Origin of the sequence: Actinospica durhamensis (genome assembly GCF_018139695.1) — a bacterium.
Lineage (GTDB): Bacteria > Actinomycetota > Actinomycetes > Streptomycetales > Catenulisporaceae > Actinospica > Actinospica durhamensis.
Map to the genome: position 1 here is coordinate 1 of NZ_JAGSOG010000253.1, position 12,659 is coordinate 12,659.

Here is a 12,659-nt window from a genome sequence, read left to right on the forward strand (position 1 = left end):
GCCGCGACCCCCGCCGGCCCCTTCCGCCAGCCGAAGGCCGTGTGGGCGGTGGCCTTCGCCTGCGTGATCTCCTTCATGGGCATCGGCCTGGTCGACCCGATCCTGCCCTCGCTGGCCGGCAAGCTGCAGGCCAGCCCGAGCCAGGTGGAGCTGCTGTTCACCAGCTACCTCGTGGTCACCGCGGTCGCGATGCTGGTCACCGGGTGGGTCTCGAGCCGGATCGGGGCCAAGTACACCCTCATCGCGGGCCTGATCCTCATCGTGGTGTTCTCCGGCACCGCGGGCGCGAGCGGGAGCATCGGCCAGATCATCGGATTCCGGGCCGGCTGGGGCCTGGGCAACGCCCTGTTCATCGCCACCTCGCTCGCCGTCATCGTCGGCTCGGCCAGCGGCGGCTTCGCCGGCGCGATCGTGCTCTACGAGACCGCGCTCGGCGTCGGCATCGCCTGCGGGCCGCTGCTGGGCGGACTTCTCGGCAACGTCAGCTGGCGCGGGCCCTTCTTCGGTGTCTCGGCCCTGATGCTGATCGCGCTGGTCGCCACCATCGTGCTGGTCGAGCCGATGCCGAAACCCGAACACCGCTCCTCGCTCAGCGAGCCCATCAAGGCCCTGCGCCACCGGAACCTGGCCACCACCAGCGTCACCGGCCTGCTCTACAACTGGTGCTTCTTCACCATCCTGGGCTATGCGCCGTTCCTGATGGACCTCTCGCCGCTGCGGCTCGGCGCGGTCTTCTGCGGCTGGGGCGTGCTGGTGGCGCTGTTCGCGATCTTCGGCGCGCCCTGGCTCAAGGCGCGCTTCGGCACCGCCCGCACCCTCTACGGCAACATGGCCCTGATGTCCGTGGTCAGCCTGGTCATCGGCCTGTTCCCGGACAACCGCACCGCCGTGATCGCGGCCACCATCGCCTCCGGCATCTTCATCGGCAACAACAACACGCTGGTGACCACCGCGGTGATGAGCATCGCGCCGGTGCCGCGCCCGGTCGCCTCCGCCACCTACGGCTTCGTGCGCTTCATCGGCGGCGGCCTCGCCCCCTACGCCGCGGGCAAGCTGGTCGAGCACTACAACGCGCACGTCCCGTTCATCCTCGGCGCGGTCGCGGTGGCCGCGGCAGGCGTCGTGCTCAGTACCGTGCACGGGGCATTGGACGCCGCGGACCTCGCGCAGTCCCCTGGGGAAGAGCACACACCCGGCGGCGCGGACGACGCCGCGCAGGCCGGCTAGCGCACGACGGGAACGGAACGCCGACGATGGACACCGCAGGCGAGCCCCGCGAGACCGATACGGCCGGGCTCTGGAGCAGCGCGCTCGGATCCGCCGCGCGCCCGCTGTTCATCGTCGGCGTCGACGGCTCCGAGACCTCCTGGCGCGCGCTCTACTACGCCTTCGGCCTGGCGCGCCGCGAGCAGGGCAGCCTGCTCGCGGTCTACGCCTTCACCCCGGTCGTGGACGGCTTCGGCGCGCCGGTCGGGGTCTGGTACAACGGCGAGGAGCTCGCGGCCGAACTGCGCGCCGCGGTCGACGCCCTGTCCACCGAGCACCACGTGCCCGCCGGGTTCCTCGTCACCCGCCGCGAGCCGGTCGGCATCCTGACCGAGCTGGCCGCGACGCACCAGGCCGACGCCATCGTCGTCGGCGCGAGCAGGGCCCTGAGCCACCGGCTCTTCGGCTCCAAGGCCACGCGTACGGTGCGCCGCAGCCGCTGCCCGGTGATCGTGGTCCCGTGACGTCGCGGCCGCAGCCGGTCAGCTCCCTGCCACGGCCGTCGCGGTGAAGACGAACGCCTCCCCGGGGGTGTTGGCCAAGGCCGGCGCGGGCACGCCGATCCGGCCGAGGGCGACGCCGGTCAGCGGGACGGGCTCGGGCGCCGCGGCCCAGCGGGGCCAGGACGCCTCCGGCGCGCTCGCGGCGGGGAGCGCTTCGAGGACGTACTCGCGCTCGGGGTCGAGCCCGGGCAGCCGGATCGGCGCGGTCCGGTCGCCGGTGCTCGCGTCCAGCTGGACGTAGGCGAACACGGCCCGGTCCCGGGCCGGCGAGACCACCCCGTGCACCCAGGCCGCCGGGTCCGGATGGTCCACGCGCACGACGTCGCCGCCGTGCAGCAGCCCGCGCAGCTCCTTGTAGAGCACCGCCCAGCTCGCCATCCGCTCCAGGTCGGCCAGTGCCCACCCGCTGAGGTCGGCCTCGATCCCGGCGTGGCAGAACAGGGCCGTGGCGCAGCGCAGCGACAGCCGCGAGGCGCGCCCGGTGGTGTGCGCCGGGCTGGTGCCGACGTGCGAGCCGATCAGCTCCGGCGGCAGCATCAGCCCGGTCCAGCGCTGGATCCGCTGCCGGCTGAGCGGATCGATGTTGTCCGAGCCCCAGACCCGGTCGGTGTGCTCCAGCACGCCGAGGTCCGCGCGGGCCCCGCCAGAGGAGCAGGACTCGATCTCCAGGCCGGGATGGCGGGAGCGCAACTCGTCCATCAGCCGGTAGACCGCCAGAGTGTGCGCGTGCACGCCGGGCACGCCCTCGTGCACTGGCGCCGCCACGTCGCGGTTGTGGTCCCACTTGATGTAGTCGATGGCGTACTCGGCCACCAGGGAGCCGATCCGCTCCAGCAGGTAGGCGTAGACCTCGGGGCGGGCGAGGTCGAGCACGTGCTGGTTGCGCTGCTCGCGCGGCAGCCGGCGCGGGTCGGCCAGCAGCCAGTCCGGGTGCTCGCGCAGCAGATCGGAGTCCGGGTTGGCCATCTCCGGCTCGAACCAGAGGCCGAACTGCATCCCCAGATCCTTCACGTGGCGCGCGATCCGGTGCAGTCCGTTCGGCCAGACCGCGGGGTCCACGTACCAGTCGCCCAGCCCCGCGTTGTCGCTGCGCCGCCCCAGGAACCAGCCGTCGTCCACCACGAACCGCTCGACGCCGGTCTTGGCCGCGACGTCGGCGAGGTGGAGCATGGTGTCCTCGTCGTGCCGGAAGTAGACCGCCTCCCACGTGTTGAGCGTCAGCGGACGCGGCGAACCCGGGTGCGCCGGGCGGGCCCGCAGGCTCGCGTGCAGGCGGCGGCTGAGCCCGTCCAGGCCCTCGTCCGCGTGCGCCAGGTAGACCCACGGGCTCTGATACGCCTGGTCCGGCCCGAGCCGGATCTCGCCCGGCTCCAGCAGTTCCCCGGCGGCCAGCACGACCTGCCCGTCGGGCTGCGCCTCGACGTAGTGCACGTGGTTGCCGCTCCACGCCGCGTGCACGGCCCACACCTGGCCCTGCCCGAACCCGAAGCCGGGCGTGCCGACGACCAGCAGCCCGGCGTCGAACCCGGTGCGTCCGCGCCGGTTCTCCCGCACCCAGACCCCGTCGCGCAGCGGCGCGCGCTGCGGGCTGCGCTCCTTGGCCCAGCCTCCGGTGAAGTCCAGGATCTCCGCGGCCTGCGCGGGTAGCGGCAGCGCGCAGGAGAGCCGGTCGAGCGTGTACGAACTCTGTTCCGTGTTGACGAGGGTGTGGCGCATCCGCAGCACTCCGGGCGCGGTCATCTCGATCTCGGTGCGCAGCCGCAGGCCGGCCAGTTCGTCCACGGCCTCGAACGCGACCGCGCTGCCCGGCCCGGCTGGCGAGTTGGCCGGCGGACCGGCCGTGATCGGACCCGAGCGGGTGAAGCGGACCGGGTGGTGCTCGCCCTCCCGATGCCCGGCCAGCAGCGGCCGGCCGAACCAGCCGGACAGCTGCGTCGGCATCAGCGACCCGGCCGTGTCGAGCCCGTCCGCCAGCCCGGCCAGCAGGCCCGCGGCGCGATCCGCCTGCCAGTACGCCGCGCCGTCACCCGAGTACGGAGCCAGGTGTGCGCCCCAGTACAGCGCGCGCGGAACTCCCGGGCCGGTCGTGTCGAGCAGCAGGCTGACACCGCCCTGCGCGAGCTCGAGGACGCGCGGTTCGGGGGCGGGTTCGGACATCGAGGAAAGAGTTTCCACCATGGTCGCGAAGCCTAGGAACCCGGCAACCGCCGGGTCAACCGATTCCGGAGGAGTGGGATTCGCCGTTTCCGTCCCGCCTGTCGCCGCCTCCGCGTGCGTTGCCACCCGTGGCCAGCCGCATCAGCTCCGAGTCGAAGTCGATCACTCCGACCCCGTCCGCGGCCTCGCCGGCTTCGTCGACTCCGGCCCCGTCCACGTCCTGTGCCGACGCCGTGTCGCCGAACCGCGGCCGCGCCGCACTCCCGAACGCGTGGTCGTGGTGCGACCAGGTCTCGGCCGCGATGGTTCCCCCGACCCCGCTCGCGACCAGCGCGGCGAGCTCTATGGCCGCACGCTCGATCCGCCCGCCCAGCGCCGGGGCGCTCCAGTCCTCGGGTGCGGCGAACAGCGCCGTGGGAATGACCAGCGCCCGCAGGTAGGCGAACAGCGGCCGCAGCTGCTCGTCCGGGATCAGCGCGTGCCGAGCGCTCCCGGCGGTGGCCGTGACCGCGACCGGCTTGGCGATGAACAGATCGTCGGCCAGCACGTCGATGAACGACTTGAACAGGCCGCTGATACCGGCCTTGTACACCGGCGTGGCGGCGATCACCGCGTCGGCCGCGGCCAGCTGCTCGACCGCGGGCCGCAGCCCGTCCACGACGAAGCCGGCCACGTTCGACTTGGCGATGTCGAGGGCGAGCGCGCGCAGCTCGATCCGGGCCACCCGCGCCTCGACGCCGCGCTCGCGCAGGAACTCGACCGTTTTCCCGGCCAGCCGGTCGGCGAGCAACGCGGAGGACGAGGGCTCGCTCACCCCCGCGCTGATGATGACGACGCTGCGGATCTCAGCGCCGCTGCCCGCGCCCGTGGTGGCCCTGTTCATCGAATTCTTCCTTTCCCGTCCTCGCCTCGCGAGGTGCCGATCTGTTCATCCGCCCCCGGTTGCCCCCATTCGCCCGCCGCCGCACCCGCCGCACCCGCGACCAGCGCGTCGCACAGCTCGCGCAGCTGCCGCAGCTGGTCGGGGTCCAGCGCGCGCGTCATCGCGCGCACGATCTGCCGCACGTGCCGGCGCCCCACCGCCTGCTGCACCTCGCGCCCCGCCGGTGTCAGAGCGATGCGCTGCGCCCGGGCGTCGTCCGGATCCGGCCGCCGCGCGACCAGGCCCTCGTGCTCCAGCCGGGCTATCAGCCGCGAGACGCCCGGCTGGGTCAGCATGATCCGCTCGTTGATCTCGGTCATGCGCAGCCCGTCGGGCGTCTTGGACAGCGTGTAGAGCACGTCGTAGTCGCGCCGGTTCAGCCCGTCCCAGATGTCCTCGTCGGCGAATTCGCGCTCGAGCACCACCTGGGCGCGGAAGAGGCTCTCCCACGCCTCGGTGGCCGAGCGCGTCCCTCGCACCCCGTCGCCTGCCAACCCGTCGCCTCTCACAGCGACGGGTGGACGGCGGGCGTGGCCGGGTCGCTGTCCTGGTACGGCGAGGTGCCGGCGGTGTTGTCCCCGCGGTTCGGGTTCGGCCGCGGCTGCCGCACCGGGCCGTCGCCGTACTTGGCCCGCACCAGCGACGCGTGCGTGGGCGCGTCCGGCACGCCCGGAGCGCGGCGCGACTCGAACTCCTTGCGCAGCACCGGTACGACCTCCTCGGCGAGCAGGTCGATCTGCTTGAGCACCTCGGCCTGCGGCAGGCCGTAGCCGTCCACCACCCACAGCTGCCGCTGGTAGTCGCCGAACAGGTCGTGGAACGTCAGGGTCTTGTCGATGACCTCCTGCGGGCTGCCCACGCTGGTCGGCGTCGCCTGGGCCCAGTCCTCGAGCGGGATCCGGATGCCGTGCGGGTTGTTCTCGAAGTACGGCCGGTACTGCGTGTACGCGTCCTGCGAGCGCTTCGCGATGTAGGAGTGCCCGCCCAGCCCGACGACGGCGTCCTGCGCGCGGCCGTGGCCGTAGTGCTCGTAGCGCTTGCGGTAGAAGTCCACCAGCGGCTTGAAGTTCCCGTTCGGGGCCAGGATGTGGTTGGCGAAGAAGCCGTTGCCGTAGTACGCGGCCTGCTCCGCGATCTCCGGCGTGCGGATGGATCCGTGCCAGACGAACGGCGGCACGTCCTCGAGCGGGCGCGGCGTGGAGGTGAATCCCTGCAGCGGCGTGCGGAACTCGCCGTTCCAGTCCACCACGTCCTCGCGCCAGAGCCGGTGCAGCAGGTTGTAGTTCTCCAGCGCCAGGTGCACGCCCTTGCGGATGTCCTTGCCGAACCAGGGGTAGACCGGCACCGTGTTGCCGCGCCCGAGCATCAGGTCGAGCCGCCCCTTGGCCAGGTGCTGGAGCATCGCGTAGTCCTCGGCCACCTTCACCGGGTCGTTGGTGGTCATCAGGGTCACCGAGGTGGACAGGATGATGCGGCGGGTGCGCGCCGCGATGAAGGAGAGCAGCGTGGTGGGCGAGGAGTCGAAGAACGGCGGGTTGTGGTGCTCGCCGATCGCGAACACGTCGAGACCGGCCTGGTCGGCGTGCGCGGCCAGCTCCACCACCGCGTCGATGCGCTCCGCCTCGCTCGGTGTGTGCCCCGAGACCGGATCCCGGGTGACGTCGCTGACGGAGAAGATTCCGAACTGCATATCGTGTCCCTCCAGCTCCGGGGCGCTTCGGCTCGGCCCGCTGTGTGTCCTCAACATGCATGACTGGTCATGTATTCCGGCACCGGTCGGAGCCGCGCGACTCGAAACGGCTTTCGGCCCGGGGCGAGCGCTGTGGCGCAGGCCCCGGGCCGAAAGAAGAGAGAGTTCGCGAGCGCGCGCTCAGGCCCGCGGCGGGGCGGTGCTGCTGCGCACGACGAGCTCGGTGGCGAGTTCGACGCGGTTGGAGGCGGGTCCGCGGTCGTTGGCGCGGGCCATGCCGATGACGATGCGCGCGGCCTCGGCGGCCATCTCGGCCAGCGGCTGGCGCACGGTGGTCAGCGGCGGGCCGACCCAGCGCGCGGCCGGCAGGTCGTCGAAGCCGACCACGCTCAGGTCATCCGGGATGCGCAGGCCGAGCTCGCGCGCGGCCTCGTACACGCCCAGGGCCTGCTGGTCGTTGCCGGCGAAGATCGCGGTGGGCCGCTCGCGCGCCTGCAGCAGCTGCCGGCCGATCTCGTGTCCCGCCTCGTGGTGGAAGTCGCCGGAGCGCACCAGGGCCGGGTCGTAGGGCAGGCCGGCCGTCTCGAGGGCGGCACGGTAGCCGTCCACCCGGGCCCGGCTGCACAGCATCCGGTCGGGCCCGGCCACCACGCCGATCCGGCGGTGGCCGAGTTCGAGCAGGTGGCGGGTGGCGGCCAGGCCGCCCTGCCAGTTGGTCGCGCCGACCGCGGGCACGTCCGGCTCGAGCTCGCCGGCCGGGTCGATCACCGCGAACGGGATGTCCCGGGTGGAGAGCTGGTCGCGCTGGGCCGGCTCGAGCTTGGAGAGCACCAGCAGCACCCCGGTGGGGCGGCGGGCGAGCACGCCGTCGAGCCAGGTCTGGCCGGGGGTGAGCCGGCCGGCCGACTGGGAGAGCACCAGGCTCAGCCCCTCCTGGTGCGCCACCTGCTCGGCGCCGCGGATCACCTCCATCGCCCAGGCGCTCTCGAGCTCGTGGAAGACCAGGTCGAGCAGGGGTGCGGCCTGTACCGACCGGCGGCGGTAGCCGCAGGCGCGCAGCAGGGCCTCGACCCGCTCGCGGGTCGCCGGGGCCACATCGGCCCGGCCGTTGAGCACTTTCGAAACTGTCGGAGTCGAAACTCCGGCTGCTTGAGCGATGTCGGCGAGCGTGGCCGTCTCACCGAGCGCCCGCCCACCGGTCTCACCGGCAGCCTGTGCGGGGATTACACGTGAGGTCACGCGCTTGATCATAGCCCCTGGAAGGCTCCTGTGGCAGGGGTGGGCCAGTGCGGGGTCACGACCGGTTTCTCGACCACCGATTATTTCGCTCTGGGAAATCCGTCCTTGGCATCGAAAATCTGCCCGGTTAACTTGCCAGCAATATTCGAGAAATGACTCGAAATTTTCGAGTGCTATGCCCGGCAACGCGCCGCGTCCGGGCGACCGGCGCCGCTCTCACCCCCTCGGAGTGGCGCCGCTCGCCCCGCGCCGTCTGCCGGGCGAGGATGGAGGAAATCCGAGTCCCGACGAAGCGGGAGCGCGGGAGCGAGCCGAGGGAGCAGCCATGTCCGGGTGGACCGAGCAGCAGCTGGCCGTGATCGAACGCACCGACGAACTCGAGGTCGCGCCCCGCCGCGGCGACGGCAGCCTGGCCGGCAAGCGCATCGTCTGGGCCGTACGCGTCGGCGACGACGTCTACATCCGCTCCGTGCGCGGCCGCTCCGGCGCCTGGTACCGCACCACCCGCTCCAGCCACGCCGGCCACCTCAGCGCCGACACGGACGGCGTCGACACCGACGTCACCTTCGCCGACATCGACGCCACCGCCCCGGTCGGCGACCAGATCGACGCCGCCTACCGCGCGAAGTACAGCCGCTACCCCGGCCCGGTGAAGAGCATCACCGCCGACGAGGCCCGCGCCACCACGCTCAAGCTCAGCCCGAAGTGACCGCGACGCCCAGGGACCGGTGATGCCCGAGCGGATGGTCACGCAGGTGGGCGAGCGGCGGCTGACCGTCTCGCACCTGGACAAGCCGCTGTGGCCGGAGTTCAGCAAGGCACAGGTGCTGGACTACTACCTGCGGGTGGCCGACGTGCTGCTCCCGCACCTGCGCGACCGGCCGGCCTCGTTCCTGCGTACGCCGGACGGGCCGGAGGGGCCGCGGTTCTTCACCCATTCGGCGCCGCCCGGCCTGCCGAAGTGGATCCGCACGGTGCCCAAGGGCCACCGCGAGCATGTGGCCGTGGACGACACCGAGACGCTGATCGCGGTCGCGAACGCGTACTGCGTGGAGATCCACGTGCCGCAGTGGAGCGCCGCGACGGGGCCGGATCTGCACGACCAGATCGTCTTCGACCTCGATCCGGGCGAGGGCGCGGACATCGCCACCTGCTGCGAGGTGGCGCTGCTGCTGCGCGGACTGCTGACGGCGGACGGCTTCGCCTGCTTCCCGACCACGACCGGCGGGGTCGGACTGCACCTCTATATCGCGCTGGATCCGCCCTGGCTGGTCGAGGACGCGCTCGCCTACGCCAAGTCGCTGGCCCAGCGCCTGTCCGCCGACCACCGCCGCCTGATCACGCACGTGCGCGGTCCCAAGGCCCGCGCGGGCGGGAAGGTCCTGGTCGACTGGGCGCAGAACCACTCCCGTGCCACCACCAGCGTTCCCTACACGCTGCGCGCGCGTGAGGGCGCGCCGGCGGTGGCCACGCCCCTCGCGTGGCCCGAGGTCGAGCACGCCGACGCCGGGCGGCTCGACTTCACTCCGGCCGAGGTGCTCGAGCGAATCGAGAAGCTGGGCGATCTCACGATTCCGGAGTGACACGGGCCGGCAGTGACGGAGTCTTTACGCGGCCTTACACCGCTCTTATAACGAGCGGCCTAGGCTCTCTTGCCATGAAGCTGACGATGCGTCAGGCCGTCGTGGCGACGGTCGGAGTGGTCGCGGCCGGGGGACTGGTCCTCGGCGGCACCGAGGCGTTCGCGTCCTCGCCCGGGACCTCGGCCGCGGCGGTCTCCGTGATTCCGGCCGCCGACTCGCCCTCGTCCGCGGCCGCCAAGGCGGCGTGCAGGCAGGCGAACCAGATGACGGCCACGCCGACGGCCCAGGCGAGTGCGGCCAAGACGAGGTCGAAGACGAAGCAGGCCAGGCGTGCGCGGATCGGCTGCGGCGGACGCTTCGGCGGCCGGAAGGCCGGGGCCGGGCGGCTGCTGAACCAGGGCGTGCACGGCCAGGCCACGGTCAAGGGCGGCGACGGCACGTTCTCCGTGCAGGAGTGGCAGACGGGCAAGATCGCCTCGATCACCGGCAACACCGTCACCGTGACCGACGCCTCCGGCACCACCTGGACGTGGACCGTGCAGTCGACCACGCGCTACCGGGTCGGCGCCCTCGGCGCGAAGAAGTCCGGCTCCACCGCCAAGCCCTCGGCCGGCTCGCTCGCCAGCCTGCACACCGGCGACACCGTGATCGTCCGCGGCGTGCAGAACGGGAGCGCGAACGACGCGACGGCGGTCGCCGACACCGGCACGGGCTCGTGAACGTCTGAGTACGAGCCCGTACTCGTGTGCCGATCTACTTGTGCTCGAGCACCCGGGCCAGGAAACGCTGCGTGCTCGGGTGCCGCGGCTCGCTCAGGACCTGCTCGGCCGTGCCGCGCTCGCGGATGACGCCGCCCTCGAGGAAGCAGACCTGGTCCGCGGCGTGCCGGGCGAAGCCCATCTCGTGCGTGGCCATCAGGATCGTCAGGCCGCGCTGCTTGAGGTCGGTGACCACGTCGAGCACCTCGCCGACCAGCTCCGGGTCGAGCGCGGCGGTGATCTCGTCGAACAGCAGCAGTTCCGGCTTCGTGGCCAGGGCCCGGGCGATCGCGACGCGCTGCTGCTGGCCGCCGGAGAGCCGGTCCGGGTAGTCCCGGGCCTTCTCGGCCAGGCCGAGGCGCTCGAGCAGTTCCAGTGCGTGCTGCTCCGCCTCGCGCCGCGGGATCCCGTGCGCCTTGCGCGGCGCCAGGGTCACGTTCTCGAGCACGGACATGTGCGGGAACAGGTTGTAGGACTGGAAGACCACGCCGATCCGGCGCCGGGCCGCGTCCGCGTTCAGCCGCGGGTCGGTCAGCTCGGTCTCGCCGAGGTGGATCGTGCCGTCGTCCACCGTGTCGAGCAGGTCCACGCAGCGCAGCAGGGTCGACTTGCCCGAGCCCGAACCGCCGATCAGGCAGACCACCTGGTGCTCGGCCACGTCCAGGTCGATCGACTCGAGGACGGTCTTGCCGCCGTACTGTTTGCGCAGATTCCTGATGCGCAGCAACGCCTCGCTCATCGTGCCTCCGCCCACTGCCGCTCGATCGCCTTGCGCTGTAACCAGTCCGCGTACCGGGTGATCGGTACGGTCACCGCGATGAACAGGGCCGCCGCGGCGAGGTAGGGCGTGTAGTTGAAGTCGGCGTAGGAGCCGATCTGGGCCACCCGCAACGCTTCGAGCGGACCGAGCGTGGCCACCAGCGCGGTGTCCTTCTGCAGCGCGATGAAGTCGTTGAGCAGCGGGGGCACCACGTTGCGCACCGCCTGCGGCAGGATCACGTGCCGCAGGGTCTGGTGCTCGCTCAGGCCCAGCGCCTTGGCCGCGTTGCGCTGCGCCGGGTGCACCGAGTTCAGCCCGGCCCGGAACACCTCGCCCACGTACGCGCCGTAGGAGAGCACCAGGGCTATGCAGCCGAGCACGACCGGGGATGACGGCGTGCCCTGCAACTGCAGCGCGGGCAATCCGAATCCGATCAGGAAGATCAGCAGCAGCGTCGGCACGCCGCGGAAGACGTCCACATAGGCGGTCGCGGCCCAGCGGATCGGCGCGAGGCCGGGCGAACGGGTCACCCGGACCAGCGCGACCAGCAGACCGAGGGCCAGGATCAGCACCTCGGAGACCAGGAACATCTGCACGTTGAGCCAGAAGCCGTGCAGGATCTGGCCGAAGTAGCGGCGGAACTCGGTGCCGTTGAGGAACTTCGCGTGCACCTCGGCCCAGCCGGGCGAGGACACCACGGCCACGACCACGACGACGAGCAGGACGAGCGCGCACACGCCGGCCGTCAGCCGCTCCCGGCGTCGGCGCGCCGCGCGATAGCGTTCGCGCTCCAGTTGGACGGCGCTCGGGGTGTACCCGGCGGTCCCGCTCGTGTCGGCCGGTGTGGGCACGGCCGCGGTGAACTCGCTCACTGTTTAATTCTCTACTGCTTCAGCTCGGGGACGTCGGCCGAGGCCGAGAGCCACTGGTCGGTGATGGTCTTGAGCTCGCCGCTGGAGGTCAGCTTGGCGATCGCCTGGTCCACGCACGCGGTCAGGCCGCTGCCCTTGGCCAGCAGCAGGCCGAACTGCTCGGGGGAGCTGTCGCCGTCGTAGCTGAACTGGCCCAGGATCTTGCCGCCGGTCAGCTCCGCGCTGGCCAGGTAGAAGACCGTCGGCATGTCCGTGACGATCGCGTCCACCTGGCCGTTCTGCAGCGCCGAGACCTCGTCGTCGGTGGAGTTGTAGACCGAGACCTGCTGGGTGGGCTTGAGGATGTCGTTGACCGCCTGGTAGCTCGTGGTGCCCACCTGCACGCCGATCTTGGCGTCCTTGAGCTGGGAGAGCGAGGTGGCCGAGGCGTACTTCGACTTGTTCAGCACCAGCACGCCCTGGTTCGCGGTGTAGTAGCCGGTGGAGAAGTCCACCGCCTGCGCGCGGGCCGAGGTGATGGAGATCTCGTTGATGTCGAAGTCGAAGGTCTTGTTGCCCGGCGCGTACGAGTCGTCGAAGGGCTCGGTGACCCACTTGACCTGGCTGGTGCTGAAGCCGAGCTCCTTGGCGACGGCGTAGGCCACCGCGCTCTCGAAGCCCTTGCCGTCCGACGGGTCGTTGTTGTCGAACCACGGGGAGTAGGCGGGCGAGTCGGTGGCGACGGTGAGCTGGCCCGACTTGTACAGCGCCAGCGTGCTCGGGGTGCAGCTGAGCGAGGAGGCCGAGGCCGAGCCGGTGGAGGCCGCGGCGGGCGAGGTCTTCGGCGCGCACGCGGACGCGGTGAGCGCGATCGACACGGCGGCGGCGAGGCCCAGCGTGACGCGGGCGCGGCGGGGCAGGGGGCGGGAG

13 protein-coding genes are annotated in these 12,659 nt (G+C 71.8%); 5 read left to right on the plus strand and 8 right to left on the minus strand.

The features are described 5' to 3' along the window. A partial coding sequence (locus KDL01_RS32540; RefSeq protein WP_212532513.1) for an MFS transporter occupies positions 1-1,227 on the plus strand: 1,227 nt, incomplete at its 5' end. Between the two features lie 26 nt (positions 1,228-1,253). Beyond that, on the plus strand, positions 1,254-1,730 hold the full coding sequence (locus KDL01_RS32545; protein WP_212532514.1) for a universal stress protein: 477 nt from the start codon (positions 1,254-1,256) through the stop codon (positions 1,728-1,730). An 18-nt stretch (positions 1,731-1,748) separates the two neighbouring features. On the opposite strand, the gene KDL01_RS32550 is transcribed toward KDL01_RS32545, so the two are convergent. From KDL01_RS32550 to KDL01_RS32570, 5 genes are all read right to left on the minus strand, one after another. After that, complete coding sequence (locus KDL01_RS32550; RefSeq protein WP_212532515.1) at positions 1,749-3,947, minus strand: alpha-galactosidase; 2,199 nt, start codon at positions 3,945-3,947, stop codon at positions 1,749-1,751. A gap of 34 nt (positions 3,948-3,981) precedes the next feature. Then, a complete protein-coding gene (locus tag KDL01_RS32555) occupies positions 3,982-4,809 on the minus strand; it encodes a CE1759 family FMN reductase (RefSeq protein WP_212532516.1) in 828 nt (275 codons plus the stop codon). Next, a complete protein-coding gene (locus KDL01_RS32560) occupies positions 4,806-5,327 on the minus strand; it encodes a MarR family winged helix-turn-helix transcriptional regulator (RefSeq protein ID WP_212532517.1) in 522 nt (173 codons plus the stop codon). The genes KDL01_RS32555 and KDL01_RS32560 overlap by 4 nt, the downstream gene beginning before the upstream one ends. Positions 5,328-5,353: 26 nt before the next feature. Beyond that, on the minus strand, positions 5,354-6,538 hold the full coding sequence (locus KDL01_RS32565; protein WP_212532518.1) for a CE1758 family FMN-dependent luciferase-like monooxygenase: 1,185 nt from the start codon (positions 6,536-6,538) through the stop codon (positions 5,354-5,356). Between the two features lie 180 nt (positions 6,539-6,718). After that, complete coding sequence (locus KDL01_RS32570; protein WP_212532519.1) at positions 6,719-7,789, minus strand: LacI family DNA-binding transcriptional regulator; 1,071 nt, start codon at positions 7,787-7,789, stop codon at positions 6,719-6,721. A 313-nt stretch (positions 7,790-8,102) separates the two neighbouring features. On the opposite strand from KDL01_RS32570, the gene KDL01_RS32575 reads away from it, so the two are divergent. The 3 genes from KDL01_RS32575 to KDL01_RS32585 all read left to right on the plus strand — a co-directional run bounded on the left by KDL01_RS32575 (position 8,103) and on the right by KDL01_RS32585 (position 10,079). Further along, positions 8,103-8,486 (plus strand): DUF2255 family protein, encoded by a 384-nt coding sequence (locus KDL01_RS32575; RefSeq protein WP_212532520.1) that lies wholly within the window; start codon positions 8,103-8,105, stop codon positions 8,484-8,486. A 22-nt stretch (positions 8,487-8,508) separates the two neighbouring features. Then, positions 8,509-9,360 carry a non-homologous end-joining DNA ligase gene (gene ligD, locus KDL01_RS32580; RefSeq protein WP_212532521.1) on the plus strand — a complete coding sequence of 284 codons (852 nt, stop codon included), beginning with the start codon at positions 8,509-8,511 and terminating at the stop codon, positions 9,358-9,360. Between the two features lie 74 nt (positions 9,361-9,434). After that, complete coding sequence (locus KDL01_RS32585; protein WP_212532522.1) at positions 9,435-10,079, plus strand: hypothetical protein; 645 nt, start codon at positions 9,435-9,437, stop codon at positions 10,077-10,079. A 34-nt stretch (positions 10,080-10,113) separates the two neighbouring features. Here KDL01_RS32585 and KDL01_RS32590 read toward each other — a convergent pair whose 3' ends face one another. The 3 genes from KDL01_RS32590 to KDL01_RS32600 are packed head-to-tail and all read right to left on the minus strand — an operon-like array spanning position 10,114 to position 12,649. Next, the gene (locus KDL01_RS32590) at positions 10,114-10,857 is read right to left on the minus strand and encodes an amino acid ABC transporter ATP-binding protein (protein ID WP_212532523.1); all 744 of its coding nucleotides are present in this window, start codon (positions 10,855-10,857) and stop codon (positions 10,114-10,116) included. Beyond that, positions 10,854-11,750 carry an amino acid ABC transporter permease gene (locus tag KDL01_RS32595; RefSeq protein ID WP_307846723.1) on the minus strand — a complete coding sequence of 299 codons (897 nt, stop codon included), beginning with the start codon at positions 11,748-11,750 and terminating at the stop codon, positions 10,854-10,856. The genes KDL01_RS32590 and KDL01_RS32595 overlap by 4 nt, the downstream gene beginning before the upstream one ends. A gap of 11 nt (positions 11,751-11,761) precedes the next feature. Further along, positions 11,762-12,649, minus strand: a complete 888-nt coding sequence (locus KDL01_RS32600; RefSeq protein ID WP_212532525.1) for an ABC transporter substrate-binding protein — start codon at positions 12,647-12,649, stop codon at positions 11,762-11,764. Positions 12,650-12,659 lie beyond the last annotated feature (10 nt).